The sequence below is a fragment of the Rhodococcus sp. 15-725-2-2b genome (assembly GCF_002259075.1).
In the GTDB taxonomy this organism is placed as follows: Bacteria; Actinomycetota; Actinomycetes; order Mycobacteriales; family Mycobacteriaceae; genus Rhodococcoides.
The window spans coordinates 304,240-318,987 of record NZ_NPFL01000019.1 but is presented as its reverse complement, the minus strand read 5'-3'; the positions used below and the strand labels follow the sequence as shown (position 1 = coordinate 318,987).

Below are 14,748 nucleotides of genomic sequence, written 5' to 3'. Positions count from 1 at the left end.
ACGAGCGATGTCGCACCGGCTACCGTGCTGAGCACCACGTGTGAGGCCGTAGAGGTTTGCCTGGCTCCGGCAGGGGCGATAACACCGAGGGAACGTCAAATTTTCATGGAGTGCCCGACCGGCGCGCGGCGTCGGGTCGGACAGGAACATGCGTCGAGAGGAAGTCCGTGAGCAAGTCCGGTAGTCGGCTTTTCACCAGCGAGTCCGTCACAGAGGGTCATCCCGACAAGATCTGTGACGCCATCAGCGATTCGATTCTCGATGCTCTGTTGACGGAGGATCCGCGTGCTCGGGTGGCCGTGGAGACCCTCGTCACCACCGGCCAGGTCCACGTTGCGGGTGAGGTCAATACCACCGCGTACGCCGACATCCCCAAGATCGTGCGCGAGAAGGTGCTCGAGATCGGGTACGACTCGTCGGCCAAGGGATTCGACGGAAATTCGTGCGGTGTGAACGTCGCGATCGGCGCGCAGTCTCCCGAGATCGCGCAGGGCGTCGATCATTCGCACGAGGCCCGAGTCGAAGGATTGTCCGACGACGAGATCGACCGTCAGGGCGCGGGGGATCAGGGGTTGATGTTCGGCTACGCCAACACCGACACTCCCGAATTGATGCCGTTGCCGATCGCGTTGGCGCACCGTCTTTCCCGGCGGCTGACCGAGGTCCGCAAGAGTGGGGTTCTGCCCTACCTGCGTCCGGACGGCAAGACACAGGTGACGATCGAATATGACGGTGACAACGCCGTTCGCCTCGACACCGTGGTGATCTCGACTCAGCACGCGGCCGACATCGATCTCGACAACCTGCTCACCCCCGATATCAGGGAGAAGGTACTGGGGTCGGTACTCGCCGAGTTGGACGTGCCGACGCTGGACACGTCCGATGTGCGTCTGTTGGTCAATCCCACCGGAAAGTTCGTGCTCGGTGGTCCGATGGGTGACGCCGGGCTGACCGGTCGCAAGATCATCGTCGACACCTACGGCGGCATGGCACGGCACGGCGGCGGCGCATTCTCCGGCAAGGACCCGTCCAAGGTCGACCGCAGCGCTGCATACGCGATGCGTTGGGTCGCGAAGAACGCTGTCGCGGCTGGGCTCGCCGATCGCATCGAGGTCCAGGTGGCGTACGCCATCGGCAAGGCCGCGCCGGTCGGATTGTTCGTCGAGACGTTCGGCACCGAGAAGACCGATCCCGCGCGCATTCAGGCGGCGATCAGCGAGGTGTTCGACTTGCGCCCCGGTGCCATCATTCGCGATCTGGATCTGCTGCGACCGATCTACGCGCCCACTGCGGCGTACGGACACTTCGGCCGCACCGACATCGATCTCCCGTGGGAGTCCACCGATCGCGCAGGCAAGCTCCGCGAGGCTGCCGGACTCTGAGTTCGGCGTCGACCGTTCTGCACGTACCCTGCTCGCACCGGCTCGGTGCTCCGTCATCGAGTGTGGGGTGAGAATCGAGGAGGAGGTGCGGTGGCGGGCGTAGCGCGGGTGGCGGCGTCGGATCTCCCGATCGCGCGCATTCTCCCGATGTTGCCGCTGCCGCATCTCGACCGAGAGTTCGACTACCTCGTACCCGAGGAGATGAGCAGCGATGCTCGGCCCGGTGTGCGAGTTCGGATTCGGTTCGCGGGCCGACTGGTCGACGGTTTCGTGCTGGCCAGACTGGCCGAGACCGAGCACTCCGGCAAGCTCGGCTGGCTCGATCGGGTGGTGTCGGCAGAGCAAGTTCTGACTCCCGAGATCGCGGAACTGGCCGAGGCGGTGGCCGATCGGTACGCCGGGACCAGAGCGGACGTACTGCGTCTGGCGATCCCGGCTCGCCACGCCCGAGTCGAGGCGGAACCGACACCCGTCGTCGAGCCCCCGGTCGAGCCTGCCGTCGACAGGTCGGCATGGTCGGCCTACACCCACGGGTCGAACTTCCTCGACGCGTTGGCATCGGGACGCGTACCCCGCGCGGTGTGGCAGGCATTGCCCGGTGAGCGGTGGCCGGTGCGGCTGGCGGAGGCCGCTGCCGTGACCGTCGCCGCCGGTCGATCCGCCGTGGTGGTGGTACCCGATCAGCGTGATCTCGATCGACTGGAAACGGCCTGCACGGCTCTGCTCGGAGCCGACCGGGTGGTGGCGTTGTCGGCCGGACTGGGTCCGGCGAAGCGGTATCGGCAATGGTTGCGCGGTCTGCGATCGGGCCCGGTCGTTGTGGTGGGGACGCGCAGCGCCGTGTTCGCTCCGGTGTCCACTCTGGGCATGATCGCCGTCTGGGACGACGGTGACGACAGCTTCGCCGAGCCCCGTTCGCCGTATCCGCACGCCAGAGAAGTCGCGTTGCTCCGAGCGCACGTATCCGGGGCGGCGGTGGTGATCGGCGGACATTCGCGGACGGCGGAGGCGGAAGCTCTCGTCGATTCCGGTTGGGCACACGATCTGGTGGCTCCTCGTGAGCTGGTCCGTGAGCGTCAACCCCATGTGGTGGCCTTGGCGGACTCGGACCATGCGCTCGCGCGGGACCCGGCAGCCCGTGTCGCCCGGCTTCCCGCCATCGCGTTCGAGGCGGCGCGAGCCGCACTGAAAGCCGATTCGCCTGTGCTGGTTCAGGTTCCGCGCGGCGGATACGTGCCGTCACTGGCGTGTGCGAAGTGTCGGCACCCGGCTCGGTGTCGCCGGTGCAACGGGCCGTTGGCCCTGCCGTCGGCCCCTGGAAGCGACGGAGCCGGCAGTCCGACCTGCTCGTGGTGTGGAATCGCCGACACCGCGCATCGCTGCACCGTATGCGGATCACGCAACCTGCGGGCGGTCGTGATCGGAGCGGGCCGCACCGCCGAGGAACTCGGACGGGCATTTCCCGGCGTACCGATACACAACTCGGGAGGCGCCGCCGTGCTCGACTCCGTCCGACCCGGTGCCGGTCTGGTCGTGTCGACCGTCGGTGCCGAGCCGACGGTCGACGGTGGGTACGGCGCAGCTCTTCTGCTGGACGGCTGGGCCCTGCTCGGCCGGGCAGACCTGCGCGCGGCAGAGGAGACACTGCGTCGGTGGATGACGGCCGCCGCGTTGGTCCGGCCCGGCTCTGCGGGAGGTCGCGTTGTCGTCGTCGCCGAGTCCGAGATACCGACGGTGCAGGCGCTGGTTCGCTGGGATCCTCTGTGGCACGCCAGAAGTCAGTTGGACGAACGAGTGGAGGTACGGTTCCCGCCCGCCGTACACGTCGCGGCGATCGACGGAACCACCGATGCGATCACGGCGCTGGTGGAGGGTGCAGATCTGCCCGAGGCAGTGGAGATACTCGGACCGGTCGATCTGCCGGACGGCCAACGCGCACCCGCGGGCGGCGGTGAGGACGTGCTTCCCGGTGATGTGCAGCGGCTGTTGATACGCGTGCCGCGCAGCACCGGGGCGGCCTTGGCGCGGGCGCTGGCCGCCGCTCAGGCATCTCGTAGCGCCAAGAAGCTCGGCGGCGGAGTGCGGGTTCAGATAGACCCGATTCGAATCGGCTGACACTGCCGTCCGGGGCAGCCGTGGCCTAAGGTTGCGTCGGGGCGGCGCACGGGGCGCCGATGAGAGGTGGGTCGGGGACATGAAGAGAAGGCAGCTCTTTCGCCGTGCGACAACAGGTTTGGCAGTGGTGATCGGAGCCCGGCTCGTGGCACCTGCCTCCGCCGACGCCCTGCCCGGTACCGGCTCGGCGCAGCCGCCGACACCGGCCGTTCCGTTGGATCGACTGCTACGGATCGTGTCGCTGTCGCACGTCAACGATCCGGCGCTCACCCCGATTTTTCCCGGCGATCCCGAATTCTCGCTCGAGACGGCGTTCACCGTCGCGGACGACGGTTTCTACCTCCAGTACGTCAAGGAGGGCGAGCACACCGGCACGCACTGGGGAGCGCCCGCACACTTCCAGGAAGGTGGGCTGACCGCCGACCAGCTCGATCCGGAGGATCTGTTTCTGCCCGCGGTGAAGATCGACATTCGTGATCGGGCGGCAGCCGACGCCGACTACGCCGTGACCGTGGCCGACCTGCAGAACTGGGAAGCAGTCAACGGAGCCATTCCGCACGGCGCGGCCGTAATTCTGTGGACCGGATGGGCGTCACGCTGGGGTACCGATGCCTACGCGAACGCGGACGCGGACGGCGTGACGCACCAACCCGGCTTCTCGGCGGAGGCGGCGCAGTGGTTGATCGACACGGGCAGGCTCGCCGACAGAGGTGCCCTCGGAACCGACACCTTCGGACCCGACTTGGGCAACGACGAAACCTATCCGGTATCGGTCAAGCTCTACGACCGGCGTCGGATCAGTCTCGAGAACCTGACCAATCTGGAGTCGATACCGACCACGGGTGCCTACGTTCTGGTCGGCGGACCGATCAACCGGGCCGGATCCGGTTCGCCTGCAACCATTTTCGGATTGATTCCCAAGCTTCCCTGATCGGAACCGCACGGGACCATGCTGAGTGTTCCTGCGGTGTCGTAGGCGTAGACGCCGGCCTTGCCCGAGCGCTTGGCCTTGTACATCGCGCGATCGGCGAGGCGCATCAGCTCGTCCTCGTCGACGTCGAAGGTGTCGGTGCCGGGCACGGTCGTCGTCCCGTCGGCGGTGCGGTCGGGACGACCGATCTGCACCACACCCACGCACGCGCCGACCGACACCGAATGGCCGTCGATCTCGTGCGCGGTCCGCATGGCCTCGGCGATGCGGACCGCCGTGGTACGGCCGGTTCGCAGATCCGCGTTCACCAGGGCGGTGAACTCGTCGCCGCCGAAGCGCGCAACCACTCCGTCGACCACGCATCGGTCGAGGCGGCGGGCGAGTTCGACGAGTAGTCGATCGCCGCCGCCGTGGCCGAATCTGTCGTTGACGCTCTTGAAGTCGTCGAGGTCGATCAGCAGCAGGACGGCGCGGCCCCGGCCCGCCCTGGCGTCGTTCACCGCCGCTCGAAGGTGTTCGTCGAACGACGACCGGTTGAGCAGCCCGGTGAGTCCGTCGTGGTGCGCGCGATACGTCAGCTCGGCCTGTGCCAGAGACAGGCTCCGAAGCAGATTGTCGTTCTGAACCAGGGTGATCACCTGGCGCACGAGCGAGAGCAGCACCACCGCTACCCCGAGTACCACCACCGTCGAATCCAGGTCCCCGGTCTGCACGCGCAGTATCGCCAGCACGATCCCTATCGCGCCCATCAGCCCGTACGGCAACAACAGTTGTGTTCTCTCACCGGTGACGGTCTCGGTGTACACCCGCGCAGCTGTCGCCGATCCGTGCAGTGACGAGCCGTGTATCGGCGGACCAGGCGGATCGTCCTCGACGGTCCTCGGGGCGGCGGCCGCGAGAGCGATGAGTGCAGTGCCTGCGATGAATCCGCCGTCGGTCAGAACCGGCATGAAGTCCGCACCGATGGCGACGAGGTACGCGTAGATGCTGTCGGACACCGCCATCATGAGGATTCCGGCACCGAGCAGGGTGAGTTGCGTTCGGTAACGCGACGCGATCTTCGGGATCACGGCGAGCAGCACGATCATGGCCACGAGAACGAGGTCGGTGATGGGATACATGATCGCCACGAGGAACGCGATGGACTCCGATTCCGACGAGTGCACGACCGCCCCGAGGACGGTGGCCCAGGACAGAACGAAGAGGGACCCGACGACCACGGCCCCGTCGAGCAACGACATCACCCAGACATGGCGTGTAAGTGAGGCCGCCCGCCGGGGCGACGGGCCGACGAAGGCGAGCAGCGCGGGCACGGCGAAGATCGGGAAGAGAAAGAACCCCACGTCGGCGACCGATGTGTTCGGCAGCGGCATGTCGAGAGCGGATCGATAGAAAGCCCACACGGCCATGCCTGCGCTCCAACACGCCATTCCCGCGGCCATCAGAACGCGCCACTGCCGTTCGGAGCCCGTCCGTCTCGACGCCGTTCGCCAGCAGACGACCGTTGCGGTGATGCCACCTGCGAGCTGTGCGACGTCGTCGATCAGTACCGAGATTCTCTGGCCGAGAACGTTGGAGCCGGCGAGCAGAACGATGGCCAGGACGCAGCCGAGAACGACGGTCACGCGTCGCCTCGTCGATCCGGCCACACGGCCCCCCTCGTTCGTGAGCGATCGCTGTCGAGCCGGCCGCTGTACACGGTTCGTTGGACGTGAGCTCGCACCGACCGCGCCATTCTAACGAGCGGAAGCGATCCACGACGTGTTCCTCGGATCCGGAAAACGTGGAGGTTGCCTCTGGGTATTGTCAAAGTTCTATTGACGATATATCGTCGACTTGTGAATCGATACAAAGGAGAACGACATGAACCACGCATTCGAGGGATTCGCTCACGAATTCGGACGCCGCGCAGTACGTCGCCAAATGCGAGGCGCGCCCTTTCAGATGTGGGTCGCGCAGAGCGACGATCGAGGCCCGTCGGACGATCACGGTCCGCGAGAACGAGGCCGTGGAAGGAGAGCTCATGGTGAACGGAACAGGCACGGTGAGGGTGGCCCGTTCGGACGGGGACGGGAAGGCATGCGCCCCGGCTTCGGTCCCGGCGGTTTCGGGCCGAACGGAGACTTCGGTCGAGGCCGGGGTCGGGGAGGACGCGGACGACGCGGGGACGTGCGCGCTGCGATCCTGCTACTGCTCGAGGAACGTCCGATGCACGGATACGAACTGATCCAGCAGATCGCCGCGAAGAGCAACGGAACCTGGAAGCCGAGTCCGGGTTCCATCTATCCGGCCCTGTCCCAACTCGAAGACGAGGGCTTGGTCCTGATCGACAAGGTGGCCGGCCGCAAGACGGCTGCGCTGACCGACGAGGGGCGAACGCATGTCGACGCTCATCGCGGCGATCTGGGCAGCCCATGGGACGACGTGGCAGAGTCCGTCGGTGTCGACGCTCGCGATCTTCGGGCCCTGATCGGCCAGTTGATGGGCGCAGCCGGTCAGGTCGCCGGAGTCGGCACACCGGCACAGGTGGAGCAGGCCGCCGAGATCCTCACCGAAGCACGCAGGTCGCTGTATCGGATCCTCGCCGACGACGGTCCGACCGATCGAGATCCCGACGACACGGTCGACGCCCCCGACGCGACGTGATCGGCACCTGCGGAATCGTCCGCGGCGCTCGCGACTCCCTAGGATGAACACCCGAGATCCTTTCGTCCATCCAGGGAGTTGCTCGAGTGCGCGTCGTCTTTGCCGGTACACCGGAGCCCGCAGTCCCGTCGCTGCAGCGACTGTTGGAGTCCGAACGCCACGAGGTGATCGCGGTGGTGACCCGGCCCGACGCCGCAGCCGGTAGGGGCCGCAAGACGATGCGCTCACCGGTCGGCCTGCTGGCCGACGAGCACGGAATCCCCGTGTTCACACCGGCGAAGCCCTCGGATCCGGATTTCGTCGCACAGCTCACCGAACTCGCGCCCGACGTGTGTCCGGTCGTCGCATACGGGGCACTGCTGCCGCAGCCGGTGCTCGACATCCCTCGCTTCGGCTGGATCAATCTGCACTTCTCGCTGCTGCCCGCGTGGCGAGGTGCCGCGCCGGTACAGGCCGCCATCGCCGCGGGCGACGAGATCACCGGCGCCTCCACCTTCCTGCTCGACGCAGGAATGGATACCGGCCCGGTACTCGGCGTCGTCACCGAGCGGGTGCGCGCAACCGATACGACGGGGGACCTGCTCACCCGACTGGCGTCGAGCGGAGCAGACCTACTGGCTGCGACCCTCGACGCGATCGAGGACGGGACGGCATCCGCGCATCCACAGCCCGAGGACGGGATCTCCTACGCGAGCAAGGTGAGCGTCGACGCCGCGCGCATCGACTGGACTCGGTCTGCGGCATTCGTCGACCGGCACATCAGATCGGTCACCCCCGCACCGGGCGCGTGGACCACGATCGGTGAACTCCGCGTCAAGATCGCTCCGACAACGCCCTCGGAGGACACGTTGGCCCCGGGCGAGATATCGGTGCGAAAGTCCGGCGTACACATCGGAACAGGGACGACGGCAGTGGTTCTCGGCGATGTTCAGCCGCAGGGCAAGAAGCTCATGAAGGCACTCGACTGGGCGCGCGGCGCTCGGCTGGACGATACGGCGGTAGCACGATGACAGAACCCGACAGGCCCCGAAAGCGCGAGTCCAGTCCAGCTCGCAAGCACGTCAAGAAGTCGCCCGGAGCCCGCGGGCCGAAGGGAAACCGGCCCCCGCAAGGCGCGGGACCGCGTGCCGTCGACGCGATCGACCCGGCCCGCCGGGCTGCCCGGGACGTCCTCAAGGCGGTACGCGAGCGGGATGCCTACGCCAATCTGGTGCTTCCGGGCCTGCTGCGAGAGCGCAAGCTGGACTCGCGCGACGCGGCACTGGCCACCGAACTCGCCTATGGCGCGTCCCGCGCGCGTGGTGTGCTCGACGCGGTGATCGCCCATGCAGCCGGTCGGCCTGCCGCCGAGATCGACGGGCCGCTGCTCGACATTCTGCGACTCGGCTCCTACCAACTGCTCCGGACCCGAGTGGCACCGCACGCGGCCGTCGCCACGTCGGTGGACCTGGCTCGGTCCGAATTCGGCACCGGCAAAGCAGGTTTCGTCAACGCGGTACTGCGCCGTGTGTCCGAGCGGACGGCTGCCCAGTGGGTCGACGAGCTCGCGCCCGCTGCGGCAACCGATCCCGTCGGCCACCTCGCGTTCGAGTACGCCCATCCCAAGTGGATCGCGCAGGCCTTCGCCGATGCACTCGGTGCCGACGCCGGTGAACTGGCCGCGGTGCTCGAGGCCGACGACGCCCGTCCCTCGGTCCACCTGGTGGCTCGGCCCGGTGAGATCTCCGCCGAGGAGTTGGCGCTGATCACCGGGGGAGAAGAGGGACCCTATTCGCCGTACGCAGTGCACCTCGACGGCGGAGATCCCGGCAAGCTCGACGCCGTCCGGGACGGACTGGCCGGGGTGCAGGACGAGGGGAGTCAACTCGTCGGCCGGGCACTCACCCTCGCGCCGCTCGTCGGCGAGGACGGTGGCCGGTGGCTGGACCTGTGCGCCGGACCGGGTGGTAAAGCTGCCCTCCTCGGTGCCATCGCCGAGATCGACGGTGCCACGGTCGACGCCGTCGAACCGACGCCGCACCGAGCCGATCTGGTGTCCAAGACGACGAAGGACCTTCCGGTGACGGTGCACACCGTCGACGGCAGGCAGTCCGGACTCGACGGCGGCTACGATCGCGTGCTCGTGGACGCGCCCTGCACCGGGCTCGGTGCTCTGCGCCGCAGGCCCGAGGCCCGGTGGCGACGACTGCCCTCCGATGTGGCGGCACTGGTGACATTGCAGAAGGAACTGCTGGCCGCGGCGATCGAGCTGGTCCGCCCGGGCGGAGTGGTGCTGTATTCGACGTGTTCGCCGCACCTGTCCGAAACCACCGCCGTCGTCGCCGACGCGGTCCGCCGCTACGGCGTCGAACAGCTCGACACCCGCGAGCTGGTCCCAGGAGTGCCCCAACTCGGCGACGGTACATCGGTGCAATTGTGGCCGCATCGACACGGCACGGACGCAATGTTCATGGCGGCGCTGCGTAAGCCGATGTGACCGGTGAGCCGTCGTGACCGGGAAGCGGTGTGATCAGTTGCCGGCCAGGAACGTCTCGGCCACATCTGTCGGGGCGTAAACCAGCCACCCGTCGATGATCAGTTCACGCAGTTCGTCGTCCTCGGTGTTGTCGAGGTCGACCAGAACGGCAGCGAACCCGTCGAAATGCGAGATGGTGAAACATGCCCGCGGGTGTGAGGCGAGAATCGCGTCCTTCTCGTTGAGATCGGCGGTGCGGACGGCGAGAATCGGTCCGCTGGGCGGGATCTCGCTGCCGAACCGCTTCAGATCGGCTTTGCTGAACGGGCGGACCCACGCGAACACGTTCTTGCCCACCGACCACGCCGGACGGCCGTACCGGACACTCTCGGTGACCTCGGGCAACTCGGCGATCACCGCTGTCACGGAATCCATGGTGGTCATGGGCGAACGATACCGGCTGGGCTAGGCTCGTCAATCGTGGTTTCCCCGATGATCGCCCCCTCCATTCTGTCCGCCGATTTCGCCCGGCTCGCCGCCGAAGCCGAGGCGGTGTCCGGAGCCGACTGGTTGCACGTCGACGTCATGGACGCGCACTTCGTACCCAACCTCACCCTGGGGCTGCCGGTCGTGGAGAGCTTGCTGAAGGCGACGAACATTCCGCTCGACTGCCACCTGATGATCGAGGACCCGGCCCGCTGGGCACCGCCGTACGCCGAGGCGGGTGCGTACAACGTCACCTTCCACGCCGAAGCGACCGACGACCCGTCCGCGGTTGCGCGCGACATCCGGGCGGCGGGAGCCAAAGCCGGACTGTCCGTCAAGCCGGGAACACCCATCGAGCCGTACCTCGAGATCCTGCGCGACTTCGACACGCTGCTGGTGATGAGCGTCGAGCCGGGCTTCGGTGGGCAGTCGTTCATGCCGGAGGTACTCGCGAAGGCGAAAGCCGTTCGAGCACTTGTCGATTCCGGGGATCTGCGACTGGTCGTGGAAATCGACGGTGGCATCAACTCCGACACGATCGAGCAGGCCGCGGAGGCCGGAATCGACTGCTTCGTCGCCGGATCGGCCGTCTACAACACCGCCGACCCCGCAGCCGCAGTGCGCGACCTACGCGACCGAGCCGCCCGCGCATCACACCACCTGTCGTAATGAACGGCCAGGGCGCAGCACTGTCCGTCGCGGACGCCATGGCCCTCGCCGTCGAGGCATCCGAGTCCGCCCGGGGCATCAGCAGTCCCAATCCCGCGGTCGGTGCCGTGATTCTCGATGCCGGTGGCGTCGTCGTCGGCATCGGCTCGACGCGTCCGCCCGGCGGTCCGCACGCAGAGATCGTCGCGCTGGCCGAGGCCGGTGACCGAGCGCGCGGCGGCACCGCGGTGGTGACCCTCGAACCCTGCAACCACACCGGCCGCACCGGACCGTGCTCGCAGGCCCTGATCGACGCGGGCATCGCGGCGGTCGTGCACGCCGTCGCCGATCCGAATCCGCTCGCATCGGGCGGCGCGGCAGCCCTGCGCGCGGCGGGCATTCGCGTCGAACAGGGGATCGGTGAGATCGCGGTGCGGCAGGGGCCGCTGCGCGCCTGGTTGCACAAGCAACGCACCGGTCGGCCGCACGTGACGTGGAAATATGCCGCCACCCTCGACGGACGCAGCGCTGCGGCGGACGGCACGAGCCAGTGGATCACCGGACCGCAGGCCCGGGCGCACGTCCATGCCGAGCGGGCCAAGCTCGACGCCATCGTCGTCGGAACCGGCACCGTGCTGGCCGACGACCCGCGACTGACCGCACGACGTCCGGACGGGACCCTCGAGCCGCACCAACCCGTGCGCGTCGTTGTCGGATCGCGGTCGATACCGTCGACCGCAGCGATACGTGGGACGGATGCCCCCACGGTGTTCCTCGACACACACGACCCCGCGGCCGTGATCGACGCCCTCAGCGAGCACACCGACATCCAGATCGAAGGCGGCCCGACGTTGGCCGGGGCATTCCTCGCTGCGGGCCTGGTGGACCGCGTCGTGGCGTACGTCGCACCGGCGGTGTTGGGCAGCGGGCCCACAGCGGTGGAGAATGCGGGCATCGGAACAATTGCCGACGCAATTCGGTTCCGCACGGAGACAGTCACCATGATCGGCAACGACATTCTGATCGGCGTCGTGCCCGAAGGAGCGAAGTAGATGTTCACCGGAATTGTCGAAGAGCTCGGCGAGATCGTCGCCAAGGACGAACTGCCCGACGCCGCGCGGTTCACCGTTCGGGGCCCGGTGGTGACCTCCGATGCAGGCCACGGCGACTCCATCGCGGTGAACGGGGTCTGCCTGACCGTCGTCGAGGTGCTGCCCGACGGCGGATTCACCGCCGACGTGATGCAGGAAACGCTGAACCGCTCGAGCCTCGGTGCCCTCGAGGTGGGCAGCCGCGTCAACCTCGAACGTGCGGCCGCGCTCGGCAGCCGTCTCGGCGGGCACCTCGTACAGGGTCACGTGGACGGCACCGGAACGATCATCGGCCGATCGCCGTCCGAGAACTGGACCGTCGTGCGCATCGCACTGCCCACCTCGGTCGCGCGCTACGTCGTGGAGAAGGGCTCGATCACCGTCGACGGCGTCTCGCTCACCGTCTCCGGACTCGGCGTCGACGACGGAGCGCACTGGTTCGAGATCTCCCTGATCCCCACCACCCTCGACCTGACCACTCTCGGCACGGCCGAGGTCGGATCGCCGGTCAACCTCGAAGTCGACGTCATCGCCAAGTACGTGGAGCGGCTGCAGACGATCGACGCACAGTAAGTACTGTTGACATGCACGCAATCGATGGTGCATCGGAGAATTTCCAGGGCGCTGAGCCAGGCCCGAGACGTATGGAGCACACCGTGGTGACCAGGTTCGACAGTATCGAGCGCGCAGTTGCGGACATCGCTGCGGGCAAAGCAGTGGTGGTCGTCGACGACGAGGACCGCGAGAACGAAGGCGACCTCATCTTCGCCGCCGAGAAGGCCACCCCGGAACTGGTCGCCTTCATGGTCCGCTACACCTCCGGTTATCTCTGCGTTCCACTCTCCGGTGAGGACTGCGACCGACTCGGCCTGCCGCCGATGTTCGCCACCAATCAGGACAAGCACGGAACCGCGTACACCGTCACCGTCGACGCCCGCGAGGGCATCGGCACCGGAATCTCGGCGTCCGACCGGGCGGCCACGATGCGACTGCTCGCCGACCCCGACACCGGGGCCAACGACTTCACCCGTCCGGGCCACGTCGTACCGCTGCGCGCCAAGGACGGCGGAGTGCTGCGTCGCCCCGGCCACACCGAAGCTGCCGTCGACCTCGCCCGCATGGCAGACCTGCGGCCTGCAGGCGTCATCTGCGAAATCGTCAGTCAGAAGGACGAGGGCGCGATGGCCCAGACCGACGAACTGCGCGTCTTCGCCGACGAGCACGACCTCGCCCTCATCTCCATCGCCGACCTCATCGCCTGGCGTCGCAAGCACGAGAAGCACGTCGTCCGCGTCGCCGACGCCCGGATCCCCACCGGTCACGGCACCTTCCGCGCCGTCGGCTATCAGAGCATCTACGACGAGGTCGAGCACGTCGCGCTCGTCCGCGGCGACATCGCGGGCCCCGACGGAGACGGCAACGACGTGCTCGTCCGAGTGCACTCCGAATGCCTCACCGGCGACGTGTTCGGATCACTGCGCTGCGACTGCGGACCACAGTTGGACGCGGCCCTGGAAATGGTCGCCGCCGAGGAACGCGGCATCGTGTTGTACATGCGCGGACACGAAGGTCGCGGAATCGGTCTACTGCACAAGCTCCAGGCCTACCAGCTCCAGGACGCAGGCTCCGACACCGTCGACGCCAACCTGCAACTGGGCCTCCCGGCCGACTCCCGCGACTACGGAATCGGTGCTCAGATCCTCGTCGACCTCGGTGTCTCGTCGATGCGGCTGCTGACCAACAACCCCGCCAAGCGAGTGGGACTCGATGGTTACGGTCTGCACGTCACCGAACGAGTGCCGATGCCGTTGCGCGCCAACGCCGAGAACCTCACCTACCTGCGCACCAAACGCGACCGGATGGGCCACGACCTCACCGGGTTGGACGAGTACGAGAACGGTCGTTCCGCAGGCTCCACTCCCGCATCCGAGAACGGGGCCACCTCATGAGCGGCGAAGGCGAACCCACCCTGCAGCTCGCAGGCGCCACTGATCTCAAACTGGCGATCGTCGCCGGTCAGTGGCACCAGAAGATCTCTCAGGCTTTGCTCGACGGTGCACTTCGCAAAGCCGAGTCGGCCGGGATCGAGGACGTCACGGTCATCCGTGTGGCCGGAGCCATCGAACTGCCCGTCGTCGCGCAGGCGTTGGCCCGCAACCACGACGCCGTCGTCGCACTCGGCGTCGTCATCCGCGGTGGCACACCGCATTTCGAGTACGTGTGCGACGCCGTCACGGCCGGTCTGACGCGCGTCTCGCTCGACGAGGGCACTCCGGTCACCAACGGTGTGCTCACCACCAACGACGAGCAGCAGGCGCTCGATCGCGCAGGGTTGCCCGGTTCGTTCGAGGACAAGGGCGCGCAGGCCACGGCAGCCGCGATCGACACAGCGCTTACTCTCAAACACCTACGCCAACCCTGGACGAATCAGGAGTTCACGTGACCGGCAGCGCACCGTCCACCGAGTGGGACATGGTGGTGAAGTCGCGCAAGTCGGCTCGTTACGCCATCGCGACGGCGGTGTTGCTCGTGGTGGCGCATTCGACCGTCGCCATCCTGCTGAGGGTCTCGCCGACCGGGGTGTACTTCAGAACCGCGGACCAACTGGCGATGGCAGGTATCGGACTTCTTCTGGGAGGCCTGGCGCTCGTGCTGACGCGCCCGCGCATTCGCGTCGGGCCTGCAGGTGTCGCGGTGCGGAACCTGTTGTCGGAGCGTCTGATCGAATGGGATCTGGTGCGTGGTCTGTCCTTCCCCGAAGGAGCGATGTGGGCCAGGATCGACATTCCCGACGACGAGTTCATCAACGTGATGGCCATCCAGTCCAACGATCGTGACCATGCGGTCGCGGCCGTACGAAAGTTCCGCACTCTCGAACGCACGTACGCGCCCGCCGCCTCCGTTCCGGACATCCCGGTCGATCGGGACTGACGTCCTACCTCCGCACCGCGGCTGAGCTGCGGATGCGGAGAACGTCGGACCCGACGGCTAACG

The 14,748-nt window shown here is 67.3% G+C and carries 14 protein-coding genes; 12 read left to right on the top strand and 2 right to left on the bottom strand.

From position 1 onward, the window contains the following. The first annotated feature begins 167 nt into the window (after positions 1 to 167). The 3 genes from metK (at position 168) to CH306_RS22080 (ending at position 4,428) form a co-directional block, all read left to right on the top strand. Positions 168 to 1,382, top strand: coding sequence for a methionine adenosyltransferase (gene metK, locus CH306_RS22090; protein WP_032397994.1), 1,215 nt, complete (start codon positions 168 to 170; stop codon positions 1,380 to 1,382). A 147-nt stretch (positions 1,383 to 1,529) separates the two neighbouring features. Further along, positions 1,530 to 3,497, top strand: a complete 1,968-nt coding sequence (locus tag CH306_RS22085; RefSeq protein WP_179272771.1) for a primosomal protein N' — start codon at positions 1,530 to 1,532, stop codon at positions 3,495 to 3,497. 79 nt (positions 3,498 to 3,576) lie between these two features. Beyond that, on the top strand, positions 3,577 to 4,428 hold the full coding sequence (locus tag CH306_RS22080; protein WP_094630025.1) for a cyclase family protein: 852 nt from the start codon (positions 3,577 to 3,579) through the stop codon (positions 4,426 to 4,428). Here CH306_RS22080 and CH306_RS29790 read toward each other — a convergent pair. Beyond that, positions 4,344 to 6,053, bottom strand: coding sequence for a GGDEF domain-containing protein (locus tag CH306_RS29790; protein WP_306436758.1), 1,710 nt, complete (start codon positions 6,051 to 6,053; stop codon positions 4,344 to 4,346). The two genes, CH306_RS22080 and CH306_RS29790, sit on opposite strands and share 85 nt — an antisense overlap. Before the next feature lie 298 nt (positions 6,054 to 6,351). Here CH306_RS29790 and CH306_RS22070 point away from each other — a divergent pair, with 298 nt between their 5' ends. From CH306_RS22070 to CH306_RS22060, 3 genes are all read left to right on the top strand, one after another. Beyond that, positions 6,352 to 7,074, top strand: a complete 723-nt coding sequence (locus CH306_RS22070) for a PadR family transcriptional regulator (protein ID WP_256980573.1) — start codon at positions 6,352 to 6,354, stop codon at positions 7,072 to 7,074. 86 nt (positions 7,075 to 7,160) lie between these two features. Continuing rightward, positions 7,161 to 8,084: a methionyl-tRNA formyltransferase gene (gene fmt / locus CH306_RS22065; RefSeq protein WP_094647946.1), complete on the top strand. Its 924-nt coding sequence runs from the start codon at positions 7,161 to 7,163 to the stop codon at positions 8,082 to 8,084. Continuing rightward, positions 8,081 to 9,550 (top strand): RsmB/NOP family class I SAM-dependent RNA methyltransferase, encoded by a 1,470-nt coding sequence (locus CH306_RS22060; protein ID WP_032397998.1) that lies wholly within the window; start codon positions 8,081 to 8,083, stop codon positions 9,548 to 9,550. The genes fmt and CH306_RS22060 overlap by 4 nt, the downstream gene beginning before the upstream one ends. A 33-nt stretch (positions 9,551 to 9,583) precedes the next feature. Here the strand turns inward: CH306_RS22060 and CH306_RS22055 are convergent, their stop codons facing one another. Beyond that, the gene (locus CH306_RS22055; protein ID WP_094647945.1) at positions 9,584 to 9,973 is read right to left on the bottom strand and encodes an MmcQ/YjbR family DNA-binding protein; all 390 of its coding nucleotides are present in this window, start codon (positions 9,971 to 9,973) and stop codon (positions 9,584 to 9,586) included. Positions 9,974 to 10,009: 36 nt separating this feature from the next. Between CH306_RS22055 and rpe the strand changes: the two genes are divergently transcribed. The 6 genes from rpe (at position 10,010) to CH306_RS22025 (ending at position 14,685) form a co-directional block, all read left to right on the top strand. After that, positions 10,010 to 10,684 (top strand): ribulose-phosphate 3-epimerase, encoded by a 675-nt coding sequence (gene rpe / locus CH306_RS22050; protein ID WP_032398000.1) that lies wholly within the window; start codon positions 10,010 to 10,012, stop codon positions 10,682 to 10,684. Beyond that, positions 10,684 to 11,715 carry a bifunctional diaminohydroxyphosphoribosylaminopyrimidine deaminase/5-amino-6-(5-phosphoribosylamino)uracil reductase RibD gene (gene ribD / locus CH306_RS22045; RefSeq protein ID WP_094647944.1) on the top strand — a complete coding sequence of 344 codons (1,032 nt, stop codon included), beginning with the start codon at positions 10,684 to 10,686 and terminating at the stop codon, positions 11,713 to 11,715. Before rpe ends, ribD begins: the two co-directional genes overlap by 1 nt. After that, positions 11,716 to 12,327, top strand: coding sequence for a riboflavin synthase (locus tag CH306_RS22040; protein WP_094630020.1), 612 nt, complete (start codon positions 11,716 to 11,718; stop codon positions 12,325 to 12,327). 86 nt (positions 12,328 to 12,413) lie between these two features. Continuing rightward, complete coding sequence (locus CH306_RS22035) at positions 12,414 to 13,703, top strand: bifunctional 3,4-dihydroxy-2-butanone-4-phosphate synthase/GTP cyclohydrolase II (protein WP_052050500.1); 1,290 nt, start codon at positions 12,414 to 12,416, stop codon at positions 13,701 to 13,703. Then, complete coding sequence (ribH, locus tag CH306_RS22030) at positions 13,700 to 14,197, top strand: 6,7-dimethyl-8-ribityllumazine synthase (protein WP_094647943.1); 498 nt, start codon at positions 13,700 to 13,702, stop codon at positions 14,195 to 14,197. The genes CH306_RS22035 and ribH overlap by 4 nt, the downstream gene beginning before the upstream one ends. A gap of 29 nt (positions 14,198 to 14,226) precedes the next feature. Further along, positions 14,227 to 14,685 (top strand): PH domain-containing protein, encoded by a 459-nt coding sequence (locus CH306_RS22025; protein WP_094648018.1) that lies wholly within the window; start codon positions 14,227 to 14,229, stop codon positions 14,683 to 14,685. Positions 14,686 to 14,748: the final 63 nt, after the last annotated feature.

What these genes read in the sequence shown, in the direction of transcription:
- CH306_RS22070 (WP_256980573.1), top strand. Translation starts at nt 6,352, where the DNA reads ATGCGAGGCGCGCCCTTTCAGATGTGGGTCGCGCAGAGCGACGATCGA.
- CH306_RS22055 (WP_094647945.1), bottom strand. Translation starts at nt 9,973, where the DNA reads ATGACCACCATGGATTCCGTGACAGCGGTGATCGCCGAGTTGCCCGAG.
- ribD (WP_094647944.1), top strand. Translation starts at nt 10,684, where the DNA reads ATGAACGGCCAGGGCGCAGCACTGTCCGTCGCGGACGCCATGGCCCTC.
- CH306_RS22085 (WP_179272771.1), top strand. Translation starts at nt 1,530, where the DNA reads ATGTTGCCGCTGCCGCATCTCGACCGAGAGTTCGACTACCTCGTACCC.
- ribH (WP_094647943.1), top strand. Translation starts at nt 13,700, where the DNA reads ATGAGCGGCGAAGGCGAACCCACCCTGCAGCTCGCAGGCGCCACTGAT.
- CH306_RS22040 (WP_094630020.1), top strand. Translation starts at nt 11,716, where the DNA reads ATGTTCACCGGAATTGTCGAAGAGCTCGGCGAGATCGTCGCCAAGGAC.
- CH306_RS22060 (WP_032397998.1), top strand. Translation starts at nt 8,081, where the DNA reads ATGACAGAACCCGACAGGCCCCGAAAGCGCGAGTCCAGTCCAGCTCGC.
- CH306_RS22025 (WP_094648018.1), top strand. Translation starts at nt 14,227, where the DNA reads ATGGTGGTGAAGTCGCGCAAGTCGGCTCGTTACGCCATCGCGACGGCG.
- CH306_RS22080 (WP_094630025.1), top strand. Translation starts at nt 3,577, where the DNA reads ATGAAGAGAAGGCAGCTCTTTCGCCGTGCGACAACAGGTTTGGCAGTG.